At 54.1% G+C, this 19,362-nt stretch carries 20 protein-coding genes; 7 read left to right on the forward strand and 13 right to left on the reverse strand.

Annotated features, from left to right (window positions below; all coding sequences use genetic code 11):
• Positions 1–46: 46 nt before the first annotated feature.
• Complete coding sequence (gene cobD / locus NYE33_RS33185) at positions 47–1,138, reverse strand: threonine-phosphate decarboxylase CobD (RefSeq protein ID WP_341069540.1); 1,092 nt, start codon at positions 1,136–1,138, stop codon at positions 47–49.
• Positions 1,139–1,646: 508 nt separating this feature from the next.
• Between cobD and NYE33_RS33190 the strand changes: the two genes are divergently transcribed.
• On the forward strand, positions 1,647–2,651 hold the full coding sequence (locus NYE33_RS33190; protein WP_341069541.1) for a lipoate--protein ligase: 1,005 nt from the start codon (positions 1,647–1,649) through the stop codon (positions 2,649–2,651).
• Positions 2,652–2,817: 166 nt separating this feature from the next.
• Here the strand turns inward: NYE33_RS33190 and NYE33_RS33195 are convergent, their stop codons facing one another.
• Positions 2,818–3,540: a metal-dependent hydrolase gene (locus NYE33_RS33195; RefSeq protein WP_340947523.1), complete on the reverse strand. Its 723-nt coding sequence runs from the start codon at positions 3,538–3,540 to the stop codon at positions 2,818–2,820.
• A 231-nt stretch (positions 3,541–3,771) separates the two neighbouring features.
• Between NYE33_RS33195 and NYE33_RS33200 the strand changes: the two genes are divergently transcribed.
• The 3 genes from NYE33_RS33200 to NYE33_RS33210 all read left to right on the forward strand — a co-directional run bounded on the left by NYE33_RS33200 (position 3,772) and on the right by NYE33_RS33210 (position 6,078).
• Entirely contained in the window at positions 3,772–4,683 is a 912-nt protein-coding gene (locus NYE33_RS33200) for a DMT family transporter (protein ID WP_340947524.1), read from the forward strand.
• A gap of 110 nt (positions 4,684–4,793) precedes the next feature.
• Positions 4,794–5,597: a Cof-type HAD-IIB family hydrolase gene (locus NYE33_RS33205; protein WP_042134396.1), complete on the forward strand. Its 804-nt coding sequence runs from the start codon at positions 4,794–4,796 to the stop codon at positions 5,595–5,597.
• A gap of 115 nt (positions 5,598–5,712) precedes the next feature.
• Positions 5,713–6,078, forward strand: coding sequence for a hypothetical protein (locus NYE33_RS33210; RefSeq protein WP_076242400.1), 366 nt, complete (start codon positions 5,713–5,715; stop codon positions 6,076–6,078).
• A gap of 45 nt (positions 6,079–6,123) precedes the next feature.
• Here NYE33_RS33210 and NYE33_RS33215 read toward each other — a convergent pair whose 3' ends face one another.
• The 8 genes from NYE33_RS33215 to NYE33_RS33250 all read right to left on the reverse strand — a co-directional run bounded on the left by NYE33_RS33215 (position 6,124) and on the right by NYE33_RS33250 (position 15,509).
• Complete coding sequence (locus tag NYE33_RS33215; RefSeq protein WP_340947525.1) at positions 6,124–7,959, reverse strand: ABC transporter ATP-binding protein; 1,836 nt, start codon at positions 7,957–7,959, stop codon at positions 6,124–6,126.
• Between the two features lie 14 nt (positions 7,960–7,973).
• Positions 7,974–8,555, reverse strand: a complete 582-nt coding sequence (locus NYE33_RS33220) for a GNAT family N-acetyltransferase (protein WP_042134392.1) — start codon at positions 8,553–8,555, stop codon at positions 7,974–7,976.
• A gap of 956 nt (positions 8,556–9,511) precedes the next feature.
• Entirely contained in the window at positions 9,512–10,234 is a 723-nt protein-coding gene (locus tag NYE33_RS33225; RefSeq protein WP_076242398.1) for a 5'-methylthioadenosine/adenosylhomocysteine nucleosidase, read from the reverse strand.
• 4 nt (positions 10,235–10,238) lie between these two features.
• Complete coding sequence (locus NYE33_RS33230; protein WP_341070087.1) at positions 10,239–11,516, reverse strand: iron-containing alcohol dehydrogenase family protein; 1,278 nt, start codon at positions 11,514–11,516, stop codon at positions 10,239–10,241.
• Between the two features lie 126 nt (positions 11,517–11,642).
• Positions 11,643–12,302 (reverse strand): methionine ABC transporter permease, encoded by a 660-nt coding sequence (locus tag NYE33_RS33235; protein ID WP_039296489.1) that lies wholly within the window; start codon positions 12,300–12,302, stop codon positions 11,643–11,645.
• Positions 12,302–13,321, reverse strand: coding sequence for a methionine ABC transporter ATP-binding protein (locus tag NYE33_RS33240; protein WP_341069544.1), 1,020 nt, complete (start codon positions 13,319–13,321; stop codon positions 12,302–12,304). Before NYE33_RS33240 ends, NYE33_RS33235 begins: the two co-directional genes overlap by 1 nt.
• Positions 13,314–14,528, reverse strand: coding sequence for an aminotransferase class I/II-fold pyridoxal phosphate-dependent enzyme (locus tag NYE33_RS33245; RefSeq protein WP_336102259.1), 1,215 nt, complete (start codon positions 14,526–14,528; stop codon positions 13,314–13,316). The genes NYE33_RS33240 and NYE33_RS33245 overlap by 8 nt, the downstream gene beginning before the upstream one ends.
• A gap of 123 nt (positions 14,529–14,651) precedes the next feature.
• Positions 14,652–15,509: a MetQ/NlpA family ABC transporter substrate-binding protein gene (locus NYE33_RS33250; protein WP_341069546.1), complete on the reverse strand. Its 858-nt coding sequence runs from the start codon at positions 15,507–15,509 to the stop codon at positions 14,652–14,654.
• A 240-nt stretch (positions 15,510–15,749) separates the two neighbouring features.
• Here NYE33_RS33250 and NYE33_RS33255 point away from each other — a divergent pair, with 240 nt between their 5' ends.
• Together NYE33_RS33255 and NYE33_RS33260 are read left to right on the forward strand one after the other, a co-directional pair.
• Positions 15,750–16,205, forward strand: a complete 456-nt coding sequence (locus tag NYE33_RS33255; protein WP_042134385.1) for an S-ribosylhomocysteine lyase — start codon at positions 15,750–15,752, stop codon at positions 16,203–16,205.
• A gap of 21 nt (positions 16,206–16,226) precedes the next feature.
• The gene (locus NYE33_RS33260; protein ID WP_042134383.1) at positions 16,227–16,997 is read left to right on the forward strand and encodes an SDR family NAD(P)-dependent oxidoreductase; all 771 of its coding nucleotides are present in this window, start codon (positions 16,227–16,229) and stop codon (positions 16,995–16,997) included.
• A gap of 148 nt (positions 16,998–17,145) precedes the next feature.
• On the opposite strand, the gene NYE33_RS33265 is transcribed toward NYE33_RS33260, so the two are convergent.
• Complete coding sequence (locus tag NYE33_RS33265; protein ID WP_042134381.1) at positions 17,146–17,493, reverse strand: VOC family protein; 348 nt, start codon at positions 17,491–17,493, stop codon at positions 17,146–17,148.
• Between the two features lie 90 nt (positions 17,494–17,583).
• On the reverse strand, positions 17,584–17,793 hold the full coding sequence (locus NYE33_RS33270; protein WP_042134378.1) for a hypothetical protein: 210 nt from the start codon (positions 17,791–17,793) through the stop codon (positions 17,584–17,586).
• A gap of 334 nt (positions 17,794–18,127) precedes the next feature.
• Here NYE33_RS33270 and NYE33_RS33275 point away from each other — a divergent pair, with 334 nt between their 5' ends.
• Positions 18,128–18,448, forward strand: a complete 321-nt coding sequence (locus NYE33_RS33275; RefSeq protein WP_042134376.1) for a MazG-like protein — start codon at positions 18,128–18,130, stop codon at positions 18,446–18,448.
• Between the two features lie 97 nt (positions 18,449–18,545).
• Here the strand turns inward: NYE33_RS33275 and NYE33_RS33280 are convergent, their stop codons facing one another.
• Positions 18,546–19,328, reverse strand: a complete 783-nt coding sequence (locus NYE33_RS33280; protein ID WP_042134374.1) for an MBL fold metallo-hydrolase — start codon at positions 19,326–19,328, stop codon at positions 18,546–18,548.
• Positions 19,329–19,362 lie beyond the last annotated feature (34 nt).

Raw genomic sequence — 19,362 nt, forward strand, 5'->3', positions numbered from 1 at the left:
GCTCACTGGCGGCTGGCACGCTCTCAACTGCTGCAGCTCTCAGCTCTCAGATCCCCGCCCGCAGCAGCGCCCCCAGCTCCCGCAGCAGCCGGGCATTGTCCGCCCGGCCCTTCACCGCGACGCGCATATGCCCCGGCTCAAGGCCGGGGTACATCGCGCAGCTGCGGACGAGAATGCCGCCCGCGCCCAGCCGCTGCTGCAGCTCCTGCGCGCTCCACGGAGCGGGCAGCCGCAGCAGCAGGAAGTTCGCTTCGCCCGGCGGCACTTCGCAGCCGAGCTCAAGCAGACCTTGGCGCAGCAGCTGCCGCTCTGCTGCGATCAGCGCGCGCGTCTCCTGCACGTAGCCGTCGCCGCTCTGCAGACAAGCTTCCCCGGCCAGCAGGGCCAGGCCGTTCACGCTCCAGGTCACCTGCTTGCCGGTCATTGCCGCGGCAAGCTCCGGATGTGCGGCAGTGAAGCCCAGCCGCAGCCCGGGAATGGCGAAGAACTTCGTCATCGAGCGCACCAGCACCATATGACGGTAAGCCCCCAGCTCCGGCAACAGGGATTGCCGGTCCGCCTCCGGGATGAAGTCAATGAACGCTTCATCCACGGCAAGAATCGTCCCGCAGGCTTCCGCCCTGCGGGCCAGCACCCGCAGCTCGTCCAGCGGATACTGGACGCCGTTCGGATTATTCGGCTGGCCGAGGAACAGCAGATCCGTCTGCTCCAGCAGGCCGGAGATCTCGTCCACGGAGGCCCGGTAATCGCTGCCGCGGGTCCCTTGAACGGACAAAACCTCTGCACCGAACTGCTCCGCCAGCTGGCGGTATTCGGAGAAGCAGGGCTCGACGATGCCTACGCGGCGCGGGGCCGCCGCCAGCAGAAGCAGGGCCATCGACTCGGCGGCTCCATTGGCAACGGTAATCCAGTCCATGCCCACTCCCAGATTTTCCGCGAGCAGCGCTTTCAGCCTCCGGTGTCCCGGATCAGGATAAGCTGTAATCGCGGAGACCGCATCCCGCAGCAGCGCGAGCACCCCCGGCGGCGGGCCCAGCGGATTAATATTGGCGCTGAAATCCAGGAAGCCGCCGCTATTCTCCCCGTATAGCTCGGCCGCTGTCAGCAGATCGCCGCCGTGTCCGTATTTTTCAAGCATGAGTACACTCCCTTTACGCTCAATCATTACTTCATTAATTTAATTGAACTACACTTATTTGAGTAGCGGATCAGCCGCTGCAATAATCCTGCCCATAATACAACATTCTCCGCATGATCCCGCCAATAATCCAGAACTGTTGTATAAAAGGCAGCATTTCGTCCCCTCCAAGCGGTTTAGCAGGACAATTCTTGTATCTCATACAACAATCTGTGTGAAACTTAGCAATCCTTCACCCAATTATCGGCCTATTGCCGGAAGTACGTCAATGCTCTTACAGCAACGCACAGGTGCGCCCGGCATGATGATCCCAGGCACTTATCAAGCGGAGAAGTACCGGGCGAAGCTTATTCTGCCGGCAGAAGTCCGCTTGCAGCCTCAATGGAGGGTAAACTGGCGGCCCTTGCGTAACGCCAGCCGGATAAGTTAAACTTTCGATTTTGTGGAAATCTCTCTTTTAGTTTAGAATAAGTACAGCAGTTTACTATGGCCAAGCGGAGGAATCACTATGCTTTTTATCGATAACACCGGAATTACAGACGCATCGGTCAATCTGGCAATTGAGGAATTTGCACTCAAGAACCTGCCGATGGACGAGAGCTATCTGCTTTTTTATATCAACAGCCCGTCGATTATTATCGGCAAGCATCAGAACACCATCGAAGAGATCAACCAGGAATATGTGAAGGACAACAATATCCAGGTCGTACGGCGGTTATCCGGCGGCGGCGCAGTCTATCATGATCTGGGCAATCTGAACTTCAGCTTCATTACCAAGGATGACGGACAGTCTTTCCATAACTTCCTCAAATTCACCCAGCCTGTGATTGATTATCTGCAGTCGATGGGAGTGAATGCCGAGCTGAGTGGACGCAACGATCTTCAGGTCGGGGAGCAGAAAATCTCCGGCAATGCCCAGTTCTCCACACGCGGACGCATGTTCAGCCACGGCACATTGATGTTTGACCTTAATCTGGATGATGTGCAGGCTTCACTCAACGTAAATCCCGAGAAGTTCAATTCGAAGAGCACCAAGTCCGTACGCAGCCGTGTAGCCAATATCAAGGAGCTGCTGGGCAACCCCGATATGACGATTGAGGAGTTCCGCGAAGGTCTGCTGCGTTCCATCTTCAGTATGGAGGCGTCCGAGGTTCCCCAGTACAAGCTGACAATGGATGACTGGGTACGGATCAATGAAATCTCCAAGGAACACTACCAGAACTGGGACTGGAACTACGGCCTGTCGCCGAAGAGCAATGTGAAGCACACCCGCAAATTCCCGGCCGGTCTAGTGGATATCCGCATGGACATTGAGGATTCCATCATCCGCGAGATCAAAATCTACGGGGACTTCTTCGGTGTCGGCGATGTGGCGGATGTGGAGAACGCGCTGCGCGGCAAACGTTATGCGGAAGCTGAGGTCAGAGAGGCACTGGCTGATCTCGATCTGAAGCATTACTTCGGCCGCATTGAGCCGGAGGACTTCATCGGTCTGGTATTTCTTGAGGAGTAGGGCTCTGCACCGCAGACACCACTCCGGCAAGCAGGTACTTATACAGTAAAAAGAACCCCGCTATCCTGCCGCATCCTGCGCAGCTGATCGTGGGGTTCTTGTCTTGCCGTCCATCTCTTATCTCGTTGTTCATCTCTTAAGCTGCTGCCCAGCTCTTGCTTGCCCTTTACACCAAAGAAGGCGTAAGCACAAAAACATAGACAACCAGCGCCAGCGTAAGCATTACGCACACCTTCTCCACTGCATTACCTTTCTTCGTGCCGGTGCTCATCAGCTTCAGCCGCAGCTTGACCGGCAGCGGGGGCAGCGGCGTAATTCCGCGCTGGGTCAGGGAATCGGCCAGCAGATGCAGGCCGTAGGACATACTCCCGGCAATCCAGAGACTGCCGCCGTCATCCATGCCCATTGATACAAAATACAGCAGCGCCCCCCAGCCGGCCACGGCATACAGCGTATGCGTGATTCCCCGGTGCGGGACAACGGAAGCTACGACCAGCACACAGGCGGCAATATAGTTCCATGGATCATAGGCATCGGCAAAAGCAAACAGCGCCAGCGCAATCAGCAGCATCACCAGATGCCTCAGCCTGCGGCCCGGCAGGAAAGACACACTGCCGACCAGCAGAGCCAGGGCAATATTCCACGGCGGAGCAGCGATTCCGGCAAAATAAAGATAAATAGCTGCCCCGATCAGGGATACCTGCAGGATACGCAGCAGAAACTCGGGAACTGCCTTGCGTACCAGCAGTGAATTCGGCTCGTCGATATCGGGCAGCAGCGAGCTGACCACCGCAACGGCGACGGCCGGAAGAGTGATTTCAAGCCCAAGCAAACTCATGGCGGACAAGGTAACCCCGGTGCTGATAACTAAATGGGATTTGCCCATCATGGTGAATCCGCTCCTTCATATGAGAGTATAATGATTCTGGATGCCCGAAATAAGAACAAGTGTGCGGTTATCGAAGTATACCAAGGCTTTCCTTTTTTGTCCAGCGTATAACGGGCTACAGGCCTCCTTCATCCCGTGCGGACACGGCCGCTACGCAGTTTCGGCTTGTCCTGCCCCCTGATTTAGGATACAATTTGGACAACTCATACGGCCCTGAAAGGATGACACCCTGTGAACCGCTCCCGAATCGCCGATCTAAGTCTGCTGCTGGTGGCGATGATGTGGGGATGTACGTTTCTTATTGTGCAATCTGCCGTCCGGGTACTGCCGCCACTTGCCTTCAACAGCATCCGGTTTACAGGCGCCGCCCTGCTGCTTGCACTAATTACCGCCGTCTTCTACCGTCAGGAATGGAAGAAGCTAAGCTTACGTATGGTTCTGCATGCTCTGCTGCTGGGCCTGCTGCTCTTCCTGGGCTATGGCTTCCAGACCATGGGACTGCTGTATACCACCACCTCCAATACAGGGTTCATTACCGGACTGTCGGTGGTACTTGTACCTTTCCTGTCTCTGGCGCTGCTGAAGCATGCCATATCCCGTTACACCTGGTTCAGTGCCGGCCTCGCAGCGGTTGGCCTGTATCTGCTGACCTTCACCGGCTCTGCGTTCTCCCTTAATAAGGGCGATGGCCTGATCCTGCTCTGCGCTGCCTTCTTTGCGCTGCAGATCGTGTATACCGGCATATATGCGCCGCGTTATCCGGCCTTGCCGCTGGCCGCGCTGCAGCTTGCCTTTGTGGGCCTGTTCAGCGTTATGGCCACCCTTCTGGTGGATGGCCCCGCACCGCTTATGCACAGCGGGGAGCTGCTCGCGAAGCCGGAAGTGCTCTGGGCCATGCTAATCTCCATCGGCCCGACCAGCGCCTTCGCCTTCTGGATTCAGACCGCCTGCCAGAAATACACCACCCCGTCCCGGGTGGCGATTATTTATGCCACAGAGCCGGTATTCGCTGCAGTAACAGGCCTGCTCTTCGGCGGAGAGACACTCGGCCTGTCTGCTGCGCTAGGCTGTGGATGCATTCTTGCCGCCATGCTGATGGCGGAGCTGAGTCCTGATCCGGCGCGGACGCAGGCGGAGGGCTAGCAGCATTTTATAGTTACATGCTTCAGACAAAAAGTCGTGCTTCCGTTCCCCTTCTTATAGAAGATTCCCCGGAAAGCCGGACTAAACCAACCTTTTAGGAGAGAACCCAAATGTACAAATTGATTGCTATCGATATTGACGACACCCTGATTAATGACGACAAGGAAGTTACCCCTGCCACCCAAACTGCGCTGGAACAGGCTGTTGCCGCTGGCGTTGTGGTTACCCTCGCTACCGGACGCGCTTATGCTTCCGCCCAGGCGATTGCCCGCCAGACCGGACTGAATGTGCCGATCATCACTTATCAGGGGGCACTCGTTAAGAATCTGCTGGACGAAGAAGTGCTCTATGAGCGTTATGTCCCGCAGGATGCGGTGCGTAAGCTGTTCCAGTACTGTGTGGAGCATGACCTGCATCTGCAGACTTACATTGACGACAAGCTGTATGCCCGTGAGGAGAACCAGAAGCTGATCGATTATGCTGCCTTGAACAAGACCCAGTACTACATTGAGCCTAATTGGGAAGAGAAGCTGGTCCCGCAAAAAACACCTAAAATGCTCATCATCGACGATCCGGCCTTCCTGGATGAGCTGTCCCCGATCCTGCGCAATCTGCTCGGTGATTCGGTTCACATCACGAAGTCCAAGCCGCATTTCCTGGAAATCATGCATCACGAAGGCACCAAAGGCCTGGCGCTTGAATTCCTGGCTAAGCATTTCGGCTGCGAGCTATCCGAGACCATCGCTGTCGGCGATTCCTGGAACGATCACGAGATGCTCGAAGCCGCCGGCCTCGGTGTCGCTATGGCGAATGCCATTCCTGCCCTGAAGGAAATTGCCGATTTCGTTACCCTCAGCAACAATGAGGACGGCGTGAAATTCGCCATCGATAAATTCATTCTCGGTGCAGAATAACAGGCATTCCTCTCTGAGCGGATATCTTATATGACAAAGGTGGCTTACCGCCGGTTCAGTTTATTGAACCGCTGTAAGCCACCTTTTATAATCCAAGAAGAAAGGAGGGTCATCCATGGAAGAAGTATCTGCTGCGGACCAGCTCGAATCCATTAAATCCTGGCAATCGACCATCAAAAAACTCGAAAATGCCTTTGCGCAAATGACTCAAAAGGGCACAAACATTTCGCTGGTAAAGAAACGGCTCAATGCTTCACACATCGGCTTAGCGGTTCTGGAGAACGTCTGGAATCAACAACCTCATCAGTACTCCCATGAAGATATAGCAGAAGCCCGCAAAGTTCTGATTGAAATAACCCCATCTGTTGAACATAGTTACGCTAAATCCAAGGCTGGCAGTCCACAACAAACTCTTTTAGAAAGAAGACTCCAAGCCTTGAAGCTGGCTGTTCAAGCGATTGACGCTCTCTCTGCCAAGTAGCGCGTAGCGCATGCTGAAAGCCAAGAACATAGCTGAAGAAGACTATTATAACGTACCTGCCGCAGCTGTCTCCTGCTTGAGGGGGGTCGTTCCGCCGCTGCTCAAGCTCTCACCGCCCAGAGAAGAATATTGCCCTTCCTCCACTGCTTCCTGCTCCAGCTGGGAATTATACAGCTCAAAGTACCGTCCCTCTGCCGCCAGCAGCTCCTCATGTCCGCCCCGCTCCACAATCTCCCCGTTCTCCATCACCAGAATAATATCGGCATTCTGGATGGTTGAGAGGCGGTGGGCGATGACCAACGTTGTTTTATCCTTCATCAGCTTGCGGATCGCCTGCTGGACCATTTTCTCCGACTCATTGTCGAGTGCCGCCGTAGCTTCATCCAGCAGCAGAATCGGCGCGTTCTTCAGCATCGCTCGGGCAATGGAGAGACGCTGTCTCTGCCCTCCGGACAATCTCGAACCATGCTCACCAATATCGGTGTGGATGCCTTCCGGCAGCTCCATCACGAAATCATAAGCGTTCGCCTGCCGCAGCGCTTCTATAATCTCTTCTTCCGTAGCCCCCGGTCTTCCGTTACCGATATTATCACGGATGCTTCCAGTATACAGACCCGACTCCTGGGGAACATAGGCGAAATAACTTCTCAGCTGCTCAAGCGGCATCCCGGCAATCGCCTGATTATTAATTGAAATCCCACCTGCATCCGGTTTGTAGAAACCGAGCAGCAGCTTGAACAGTGTGGATTTACCGCCGCCGCTCGGACCCACCACGGCCATCTGCTTTCCGCGCGTTAACTCCAGGTTAACCTTGCTTAGACTCTGCTTCTCACTCTCCGGATATCCGAACGACAGGTCTGCGAGCTGTAGCACATTGAAATCAGGCTGCTGCATCTGCTGGTCAGGCAGTACCTCAACCTCGGGAGCAGCATCCATCACTTCAAAAATCCGTTCCGCCGCACCCAGCGACTGCTGCATGGAAGCGACCAGGCCCGGCAGTACCGAGAACGGCCCCACCAGATAATTCATCAATTGGATGAAGGCAATCATCGCCCCGACTTCAAGCGAACCTTTGGCCACAAACCACCCGGCAATGACCAGCGCAAGCAGGAAGGTAAGGTTGCCCAGTACAGAGGAGATCGCCCCCGTTGCTCCTTCGATTCTCGCCTTCTTCTTCTCCCCGGAGGCAATGCTCTCACTATATTCTATATACTGCTTCTGCAGCCTGCGCTCAATCGAGAACGCTTTGAACACCATGCTGCTGCCCAGGATATCATTCAGAAAAGCCGTCGTTCTGCTCATATTTTCCTGTACCCGCACACTGTTGGCACGCATCGCATTGCCGAATATTTTGCCGGTCAGGAACAGCAGCGGCCCTACGGACAGACAGATCAGCGCAAGCAGCCAGTTGATATAGATCAGATAAGCGAAGGAGGCCACCGCCAGCAGCGGATTGCGCAGCAGGTCCATCATGACATGTCCGCAGGCTTCACCGACCGACTGATTGTCGTTCGTGAACCGGGACAACAGATCGCCTGAATGATTGCGGTCGAAATAAGACTGCGGCAAAGCCAGGGTATGTCCCATCATGTCCTGGCGCAGTTCATTTCTGATTTTGGCCGAGATATTGGTTTTGAGATACACACTTAGAAAGGTGTTGATTCCGGCGACCGTCAAGAATATAACTCCGAACCAGGCAAGGTCTGTAAAAGCCTCTACGTCCAGACGGACCGCCGCATCCGTAATCCGGGACAGGAACCAGGCCATCGTCAGATCAAGGACAATACTAAACAGGGTAACTAGCAGTAATATGCTATAAATCAGCTTATGTCTGAGCATGTATGTACTTAATCTGGCAAAAGCACCTTTCTTCTTCTTCACATCATCATCTCCCTTTAGAATTCAACACCCCGCACCTTAGCGTACACTTTGCTGTCATGGAGTTCCCCGTCCGCCTCGCGTGTGCTCCGGCGCAAAATGCCGTCCAGCGTGAACCCGGCACGCTCGGCGACAGCAGCGCTTTTGGCATTCCGCGCACTGCAGCGGATCTCAATCCGGCTGGCCTCCAGCTCTCGTATTGCGAAGGCGGTAATTCCGTTCACCGCTTCCGTGATGTATCCGTTGCCCGCGCAGGAGCTCCTAATCCAGTAGCCTGTCTCGAAACGGCGGCAATCCCAGTCGATATGATGCAGGCCGATGTTGCCGATATATGTGCCGTCCACCTTGCTGTAGATCTGCATATTCAGTGTCGAGCGCTTCAGATACGCTACCCGCGACTCCCGGACATAGACCTCGGTCTCTTCCACCGCCGGCATGCTCTGGGCAAAAGGCATCCACGGCTTCAGCTCGTTCAGGCTCTCTCCGATCGCCTTATTCATTTCCGCCCCGTCTCCCGGCCGCGCAGCCCGGACGAGCAGGCGCTCCGTTTCAAAGCTCTCTGGAATATCCAGCAGAATTGGAAGCAAATTCTCACTCATACCAAATTCATCCTCCACTATAATCGAATATCGTTATATTATAGTGCGTCCTCCTTTTCTTGGAAATAATGAAAAATACACATTAGTTGCTTAAAATTGGAAGGCGGGCTCATTGTTTATTTACATTCCGTGCTTGGATGCCTTTAGTTTACAGAGCTTGCGGGAAAGCGCCCAGCGGCGGCAGGCGGATTCGCGGGTCGGTCCTGGGGCTGAAAAATGTCGCTACTGCACAGCAAAAACCGCCTTTAAAGCCACGAACAAAGCTCTTCAGCAGCTCCGTTCAGTACTCACAGGCGGTTCCGGGTAGATTGAACTTGAAATTATTCCAATTGGGATGTTGTTCATAACTGCGGTGAATACTTGGACTTTCAGCTGCTGTTGTCACCAGATTTCTTGATTGTTACCGCTTTTAGCGGTAGAATCCGGTGACAAAGGCGGTCGCTGGCGCTCCTACAGTTCCAAAATCCCCCTCAGTTATTCTCATCTGTTATTGTCTTCTTCAATTTAAGCTACACAAGTTTATTATATTCAACTCTATAGGCTGAACTTGAATACTTACGCATACTTAGCTTTCCTCAGTGAATGTTGTACGGAATACAACAATTCCTTCCTAATATCGAGCGAAATCCAAAATTGTTGTATAAAAGGCAACATTTCCGCTCATCCAAACGGTTTAAAGGGACAATTATTGTATTTCATACAACAATCTGTCCAATCATGTTGGTTTCTGGGGAGCCAAGTTGTAATACGTACAACAATTGCAGTGTTGACCGGTTACTTGTTTTGGTTTTGATCAATAGTGCGGTTTATAGTAGTTGTTCTTCTTAGTAAATTGGCCGATAGTAGTTGCTCAGGCCAGTTGCTCACTGTTAATGGTCTGTCCACTTAGTATTTAGTCACTTAGTATTTAGTCACTTAGTATTTAGTCACTTAGTATTTAGTCACCTATCAGGCACTCACTTCGCGCCACGAGTCTCCGCCGCCGTATACAGTGCCAGAATCTCCGTAACGATCTCCGCCGAGTTGGTGGCGGCGAGCTCCAGATGCGACTTGAATAATCCGGCCGCTTCTGATCCGGCTATGTCGGAGATCGCACGGACAGCAAGGAACGGCACACCGAATTGGTAGGCGGTTTGCGCAATCGCTGCACCTTCCATATCTGTAGCCTTAGCTGCAGGGAAGCGGCTGCGGATCTCATCGGCCCGCTCCGGTCGGCTGATGAACGAATCCGCCGTAGTAATCAGTCCGGTGACGACTGCCTCCGCCCTGGAAGTGCGGGCAATCACCTGCTTCGCCGCAGCCAGCAGATCGCCCGCGACCGGATAACGGTCCGGCATCTGCGGCACCTGCCCATAGGCATAGCTGAATGCTGTTGCGTCCACATCGCTGTAGATCAGTTCCTCGGCGATGACCACATCGCCAACCCTAAGCTCCGGAGCCAAGCCACCGGCAGCACCGGTATTAATGATGAGCTCACAGTGGAACCGCTCCAGCAGCAGCGTTGTAGTTACTGCCGCATTCACTTTGCCGATGCCGGACTGCAGCAGAACCACATCCAGCCCGTTCAGCCTGCCGGAATGAATTCTTCCCACGCCTGCCTTCAGGCTGCGCACCTCCGTCATCCGTGACAGCAAGAGCGCTACTTCCTCTTCCATTGCGCCGATAATCGCAATACTCATGATGTTACTGCCCCCTGACCATGATATTTTGTTGACGCACACCGGACGCCGTCTGCCCTCTTTGATAGCTATCGTCCGTGTCCACTTTCCAGCCAGCTTCGTCCACATACCCTGCTCCTGCAGTATCGTTTGTCTGTGCCACTTCACCGGTACCTAACGCCCGTCCCGGTCCTCCGGCGGAATCCCGGCGCCAGCTGCCAACGAACCGCTCCAGTTCAGCCGCCGCATCCGCAATCCGCGCGGCAGTAATCACGCCGTGCATCCTGTGAATGGAGGCCTCCGGCACCGCCGCCCGTTCTCCCAGCTCCAGCAGATCGCCCGGAGTCAGGAAGTCCAGCCCCATATCCGCCAGACTGGCTGGCAGGCCGATCTGCCGGTAGAACGGTAGCAGTTCTTCTATCTCCGCGAAGTTCTCTTCCAGCGCAAGCTGAACCAGCACACCGTAAGCCACCTTGCTGCCATGCAGCAGGCTGTGGGCCTCCGGGATAGCCGTAAGCGCATCATGGACGGAGTGCGCACCGGCGGTGCGGCCGTAATCTTCGCCGAAGCCGCCGACCAGACCGCCCACCATGATGATCGTTTCTACCGTCCGGGTTAACGCATCATCCAGCACGCCCGCCGAGACGGCCGCGAGCGCTGCTGCGCTGTACTCCAGCAGGTGATCACGGCATTTGCGCGCCGTGAACCAGGCCAGCTCCACTTCAACCGGAGGCGCAGGCAGATGGCGGATGATGGCGTCAGCCTCATACCATTTGGCCAGCGTATCGCCAATGCCGGCTGCCAGCAGCTCTGGCGGTGAAGCGGCGATGACAGCCGGATCGAGCAGCACCAGCGCGTTGCTGCGCGGGAACACATCGAAGCGGATGTAAGCGCCCTGAGCATCGTACATCACACTCAGTGAGGACCAGGCGGCGCAGGTAGCGGCCAGCGTCGGCAGAATAACCGCCGGCAGATTCAGCTTGGCTGCAGCAGATTTGACCACATCCGTGATCTTCCCGCCGCCTACAGCAACAATTGCCTGCAGCTGATGCTCGGCCGCGTAACCGGCTATGGCATCACGCTCCCCGTAGGTGCATTCTCCGCCATAGACATGATAATGGATCTCCGTTCCGTCAAGCTGCGGCCAATACCGCCCGGCCGCCGCCCAGGACTTCACACCGCGCACCACCAGTACCCGCTCAATTCCCCGTCTGCGCAGATGCTCCTCCAGGTCATTCCAGCTGCCCTCCCGGCAGACGAATTCCTGCGGTGCCGCGCGCACGATAAGACGTTCCGCCATAATGGTCCCTCCTTAAAAGTTGTGTAAGCCTACGCTTCTTGAATCACCTTCATACAAAACTTGCTTCGGAAGCATCCGCTTAAGTTTTGTAAGCCTACGCTCAGCCTAACAACCGCCTCAGCCTCATTCCTAGTCCCGCCGCGCCTTACGAGCCAGCCGGTTCCCTGCAGACTGAATGCCCTGAACGAAAATAATCAGAATGGCCACGGTAACGATCATGACGAAGGTGTCGAACCGCTGGTAGCCATACGAGATCGCCAGATCGCCGATCCCGCCGCCCCCGACCGTTCCCGCCATTGCTGTGGCCCCGACGAGTCCGATCATCGCCGTGGTCATCGTCAGGATCAGCGACCCGAACGCCTCCGGCAGCAGGAAATGCCAGATCACCTGAAACGTAGTCGCGCCCATCGCTTCCGCAGCCTCCAGAATCCCCGGGCTAACCTCAAGCAGAGAGTTCTCGACCAGGCGTCCAATATAAGGCGCTATGTATACAACAAGCGGTACAATCGCTGCGCTGGTGCCAATAGAGGTGTGCACAAGCAGCCGCGTGAATGGAATAATAGCTACGAGCAGAATGATGAATGGCAGCGAACGGACAATATTAATGATCGGATTAAGCACCGAATAGATAATTCTGTTAGGCAGAACACCGCCCGGACGTGTAATAACAAGGATGATGCCGATAGGAATCCCCAGCAGCGCTCCAAAAAACAACGAAACCCCAACCATAACCACCGTTTCCCTCAGTGCCTGAAACAGCTGCTCCGAGGTAATCACTGTATCCAGCATTAAACCTCCACCTCCTGAATGTCCACACCCTGGCTGACGATAAAAGCCGCCGCCTGATCAATCACTGTATGCTCGCCGTGCAGCTGCAGAATCATTGTCCCCAGCGTTGTCTGCTGGATTTCCGTCATGTTGGCGAACAGGATATTCGCATTGACTTCGAATCTGCGGATCAGGCTGTTAATAATCGGCTCCGAGGCTGTGCATCCAACGAACTTCAGCCGGAACAGCCGCCGCCCCGGTTCGGCCTTCAGCGTGTTCAGCACACTTTGCGGCACACTGTTATGAATAACCGTCTGCACGAAGCTCTGCGTAGTGGGGTGATGCGGACTGCCGAACACATCCAGCACCTTGCCCTGCTCGATGATCTCCCCCTGCTCCATCACGGCAACCTTGTTGCAGATCTGCTGTATGACAGCCATTTCATGCGTAATGATCATGATAGTGATGTTGTACTCTTTATTTATTTTTTTGAGCAGCTCCAGAATGGATTTGGTCGTCTGCGGATCAAGCGCCGAGGTCGCTTCATCACATAGCAGGACGGACGGATTGGTAGCCAAAGCCCGGGCAATGCCCACCCGCTGCTTCTGGCCGCCGGACAGCTCCTTGGGATAACTCTTCGCCTTATCCTCCAGCCCGGTGAATTTCAGCAGCTCGGTGACCCGGTCCTGTATCTCCTTCTTGCTGCGCTTCAGCAGCACCAGCGGAATCGCGATATTGTCGAATACGGTCTTGGATTCCAGCAGGTTGAAATGCTGAAAGATCATGCCGATCTTCTTCTTGGCCGCACGCAGCTGCGCCGGATTGTACTCCGCCAGCGGCTCACCTTCCACGAGCACCTCTCCGCTTGTCGGCCGCTCCAGATAGTTGACCAGCCGGATCAGGGTGCTTTTACCTGCACCGCTGTAGCCGATGACGCCGTAAATATCACCCTTGTCCACATGCAGGCTTACCCCGCGCAAAGCTTCAATGGATTGGCCCTTCCGTTCAAATGTCTTGTAAATATCCCTTAGCTCAATCATGCTGAGCCGCCCCCCTTAGGTCCGTGACCACTGTCTGCTTGAAAATACCCGCCGCGTCTATCCGGTCTACCGCTTCGTTCAGCCTGTCCTCGCTGTTCACCAGGCTAAGCCGCACATACTGCCTTCCTTGTTCTCCGAAGCCTTCCCCCTGCGCCACAGCCACCTGCGCTTCATCCAGCAGCCGCTGGGCGAAGGTTTCTGCTGTATAGCCTGAAGGCACTTTGAACCACGCGAAGAAGGTGCCCTGCGGAGCCGGAACCTCCCAGCCGATGCCCCGCAGTCTCTCTACCAGCACATCGCGCCGCCGCTGATATAGGCTTCCCAGCTGCCTCACCGCATCCTGCGGTCCGAGCAGAGCCGCCGCCGCCGCATCCTGCACTGCACCGAACACGGTGCTGTACGCCTGCGTATGATAATGCTTCAAGGCAGCAATGATCGAAGCGTTGCCGGCGGCGAAGCCGAACCTCCAGCCTGCCATGTTGTAGGTTTTGGACACAGTATAGGTTTCAATTCCATAGGCTTTGCCGTCCGCATGCTGAAGCAGGCTAAGCGGCTTGTGGCCGTCGAAGCCGAACGCGCCATAGGCAAAATCATTCAGCACCGGGAACTTATAGCGGGCGGCAAGCTCCAGCGTCCGTTCCCAGAATTCCCCCGTAGCCACCGCCCCGGTCGGATTATTGGGATAGTTCAGCATCAGCAGCTTCACCTGCCGGAGGATCTCTTCAGGAACACGCCCGTACTCCGGCAGGTAGCCGTCCTCTTCATAGACAGGGAGGGTATGAACCCGGGCTCCCGCCAGCTGGGCAGCGGCATGATAGGCCGGATAAGCCGGATCGGCGGTAAGCATCAGATCCCCCGGATTCAGCAGACTCTGAGGGATGCCGACCACCCCAATGCCCGAGCCAGTGAACACAGCGACCTCATGCTCCGGGTCAAGCTCAACGCCATACTCCCTTTCATAGAAGACGGCGATGGCTTCTAGCGTACTTTTTTTACCGTAAAACGGCGGGTAGCCCTGATTCTCCGGTTTATCGATTGCCGCTTTCAGGGCATCAATTATGGGCTGCGGCGTGGGCTGATCCGGGTTGCCGCTGGCCAGATCGATCACGTCTATCCCTTTGCTGCGGTAATCGGCGATTCTGGCTTTCAGCGCGTTAAAGTAATTCCCGGACAACTCTTTTACAACATTAGCGGGTTCAAAATCCATACACTTACACCTCTTCACAAGATCTCTGAGACTTCAAGCTTCAGGCTGGAATATACAAAGGCGATCTGCCACTTCTCCCAGACAGGGAAATGACAGATCACCAGGCAGCGCTATAATGGTTTGTTATTTCGTAAAGTAGTCCGGCAGCTTGTAGCCTTCATAATCCGGATTCGACGTGATGTACTCCTGGAACTCAGCAGAATGGTAGCCTTCGATAATATCTTTGACAAATTGGGCATCCTTGTTCTTGCTGTCGACCGCCACGATATTCGTGAACGGGTCCGTCATGTTCTCCAGCTGCAATGCCGTGGTCAGCTTAATATTATTGGAGACGGCGAAGTTCCCCTGAATAGCAGCGTAATCCACATCCTCCAGTGCGCGCGGGCCCTGGGCCGGCTCAGTGGCGATGAACTTCAGATTGTGGGGATTGGATGTAATATCTGCCAGTGAAGTCTGCAGCGGATCAATATCCTCCTTCAGTGTAATCCAGCCCACATCCTTCAGGACGTTAAGCGCGCGGAGCATATTCACCGGTTCGTTCGGCAGGTTGACCTGATCGCCGTCGCTGACTTCATCCAGGCTGGTGTGTTTTTTGGAATAGAGGCCCATCGGCGGAGTAGGCACCTTCACCACACCTACCAGGTCGATTTTCTCACGCTCATTGATAGATTCGAGGTACAGCGAATGCTGGAACACGTTGGCGTCAATCTCGTCATTCGCTACGGCAACATTGGGCTGGATACCATCGGTGAATTCTTTATAAGTAATGGTGTAGCCCTTGCTCTCCAGGTAGGGTGCAACACCGTTCTTGAACTGGTCACTGTAAGGTCCGGGATTGAAGCTGATGCGCAGCGTCTTCTTCTCTTGTCCGGAGGAATTACTGCCTGAACCGGAAGCTTCACTGTTATTACCGCAGCCTGCGATAACCAAAGTGGTGGCAATGACTAACAGCGCGGAATGAATCCATTTTTTCTTCAACATGTAATTTCTCCCCCAATGTAGATATTTCTGCAGAAACCCAAGCCAGACGATCCGGCAACAACAACCGACAATTAAACCTAGTAAAAGCATCAGAATTAAGTTGATTCATATGTTACAATGCATTAATATTCATGTCAACACATTTTAATTAAGATGATTGGATTAATCGGCTTTGTCTATTTACATCTTTTATACGTTGTGATAGTTTGATATGAAAAGCTTGAAAGGAAGAGGAATAACATGGCGAAGGTTGAAAGTTTCCAATTGGATCATACGAAGGTAAAGGCCCCTTATGTGCGGGTTGCAGGTACGGAGAAGAATGAGAAAGGCAGCACCATCCAGAAATATGATTTGCGCTTCCTGCAGCCGAATGCGGATGCATTGCCTACTGCCGCTGTCCACACCCTGGAGCATTTGCTGGCCACTTATTTGCGTGATGAGCTGGAGGGCATTATTGATATCTCGCCGATGGGCTGCCGGACCGGCTTCTATCTGATTATCTGGGATGAGCATAACCCTGCCGATGTTGCTGCCGCGCTGACCAAAGTTCTGCATAAAGTACTGGATACAGAGGTTGTTCCTGCGGTCTCTGCACTGGAATGCGGCAACTATAGAGACCATTCCCTATTCAGCGCCCAAGAGTACGCCAGACAGGTCCTGGATGCCGGAATCAGCGATGATCCCTTCAGAAGCTAGAATGAGAGGAAGCCTGCTGCCATGCTGAACATCGATTTTACTGGAAAAACGCTGGTAGTCACCGGGGGGCTGACCGGAATCGGCAAAGGCATTGCCGATTTATTCCTGCAGGCTGGTGCGAATGTCGTGATTGGCGATATCGCCTGTAAGCCTGGCGTGGAACAGATCCATGAGCGGCTGGTGCAGATCCGCATCGATGTCACGTCAAGTGAGGATGCCGCGCGGCTGGTTGAATGTGCGGTGGATTCTTTTGGCCGGATCGACTTCCTGGTGAACAACAGCGGGACATCGACGATGGACTTTGCCGTTGACATCAAGGAGGAAGACTGGGATAAGGTAATGGATATCAACGCCAAGGGCGTATATCTGGTCTCCCAGGCCGGGGCGCGCCAGATGCTCCGCCAAGGCGGCGGCGGCCGGATCATCAATATTGCCTCACAGGCGGGCAAGAACGGCTACCGCTGCATGGGCAATTATGTAGCCTCCAAGCATGCGGTCCTTGGTTTCACCAAGGTCATGGCGCTGGAGCTGGCCCGGGAGCAGATTCTCGTGAACGCGGTCTGCCCGGGGATCGTCGAGACGGACATGAAGAAGCGCGAGCGTGTGGAAGGTGCTGCCCTGCGCGGAATGACACCGGAGGATATTCTCGCCGAGGACCGTTCGCAGGTCCCGCTCGGCCGGACGGCTGAGCCGGAGGATGTAGCGAACGTAGTGCTGTTCCTCGCCAGCCCGCTCGCCTCCTACATGACCGGCCAGGCAATCAATGTCACCGGCGGCATGACGATGAACTAACGCAATCCCCCCATAAAGCGGGGCCTCTCATGGACCCTGATAACTTTTCAAATTTATTATTACAATAAAAGGACTTCACCTGCGGCAGGCGCCGCCGGGTGAAGTCCCTTTTTAACAGATTCGCCGTATGAAATTGAATTTCTACCTTCTATTTCTCCCAAAGCTCAATCAGCCGCCCGTCAGGATCTTTAATCCACACAAACTTGCCGTATTCGCTGCTCTCTTGTTCCTTGGCAAGCGGTACGCCTATTGTTTCGAAGTGCTGAATAGTCTCGTTTATATCATACACCTGGAAATTCAGCATCACCTGTTGGTCGGTTGGAAAATAACTGTCATCCTCCGCAAAGAACGAAAAGATCGTCTCATCCCCGGATTGGGGATTAATCACAGTCCCATTCCAGTTGTTGATTTCAAGCTTCAGCACATCACTATACCATTTTTTTACAGACTCAAGATTAGTAGTTCTCCAGAATATTCCTCCGAAACCTTTTATCATCGCATCCGACTCCTCTCCATCATCACATTGTCAGCTAGCCGATTACGTTAGATATTCGAGTTCTGAAGCGGAGTTCCTTCTGACTAAGCATTAAATAAAGTCTATCTGAATTTGCGGAGGCTGCGTAAGAATGAACGTTGAGGTGCGCCGCGAATGCTGCCGTCCTCCCACCACTACCTCATTCTCATCATACCCGTTCACACGCCCTCCGCCAGTCATCTTCCCCTCTGTTATAACCAGAACATAGCTGCCGAAAAAAATTGCATTATCCAGCTCAAAATCATGCTGCAGTGTTGTCATGTATATGTTCACCCGCGCTTACAGCAGATCTGCCGTTAACGTATTCATGTAGGCCTCGACGTCGTGTGCATTGGAAGCATCCATATAATCAATAATAACCTGTGGTATTAATGGTTCATTTTGACTCATTAGTATACTCACTCCTGTCCGTCATCTTCGCTGCCAGCCCGGCTACCGGCCAAGTTCACAAGTCCACTATACGCCCTGTAACAGGACTACATTATGTCATATTAGGCAGGAGTCATATTCTAATATGACATAATGCCGTCTAATTAGGCGTGCTATATTGGGCAGGCGATATACTAACTTGCCATAGGGGAGAAGTGCAATAGATATGAATATTAACGAGGCGGCATTACGTTCCGCTCAAATCAGACAGCTCTATCATCAATTGGAACGGCAGCATCATGATAAGGAGTGGACAGTCGAAGAGGATGCACTGGCATTCCTGACAGATGCCGGATTGGTGGGCCGTCTGACCATGTCACAGCAGGGGCGCTGGCTGGCTCAAGGGGATACTGCAGCTGAACTGGAGCATAAGCTTGGCGAATGTGCGTGGTGGCTGATGGTTTTGGCTGAACGGATGAATATTGACTTCGCTGCAGCACTGGATACCTTCTTATCCAAAACAGAGAAGCTGCTTGGGCAAGAATAATTAGGGTTGCATGTTAAGAAGCTCCGGGAGATCCGGAGCTTCTTTGTTTGTATATACACGGATCGTTCATGCTGAAGTCACCCGCTGATCCGGCTGTTCAAGACTCCTCGCGATACAGCGGAAGCCTCATCCCGGTAACGGCAAGGGTGACCTTCTCCGGCAGAATATAATCCTTCTCCAGATTCACATCATGGGACATATGCGTATATACCGCGCGGCGCGGCTGCACAATCTCCAGCAGGTCTGCTGCTTCTGTCATATCATATACAGAACGCGTAGACAATTCTGCCGCCTCGTAATAAAAGCTTGTTCCCAGCACCAGCAGGTCTGCTCCGTGCATATGTTTGGTTTCCTCCGGTGTGAGGGAGATGGAGTCCGGACAGTAGACCCAGACATAACCTTCTTTCTCCAGCCGGAAGGCGTAAGAGTAGCCGTTCTTGCCATGGTTGACCCGCCACGTGCTGATCTGCCAGCCGTCCAGTGTAATGCCGTCATCGCAGGGAATCATGTCGATATGAGCACTTAGCCACGGGTATTGGCGCAGGATCACGGGAATCACCTCCGCCGGAGCGTAGAGCTCCCCCCTGAAGCCCATCCAGCGGCAGCTGTCCGCCCATTCCGGCAATCCGCCGATATGGTCAAAGTGAGCATGCGTCACCAGCAACCGCTGCATGCTGCGGTGCCCCAGTAGCTCCATCTGCTTGCGCCAGTCTGGTCCGCAGTCAATCGTCAGAAAGCCGCTGCCGTTATCTATAAAGACAGAAGAACGCAGCCGGTTATTACGGCCGCTCGTTCTTGCTTCCGTGCAGGTTTCACAGTCGCAATAGACCCGGGGTACGCCCATGGCATCCCCTGTTCCCCCAAAAATCAATGTATCCATAAGCCCGCCCTCCTTCATTGTGCTATTTCAGAGT

Source organism: Paenibacillus sp. FSL R10-2199, from assembly GCF_038000235.1.
Classification (GTDB): Bacteria; Bacillota; Bacilli; order Paenibacillales; family Paenibacillaceae; genus Paenibacillus_AQ; species Paenibacillus_AQ phytohabitans.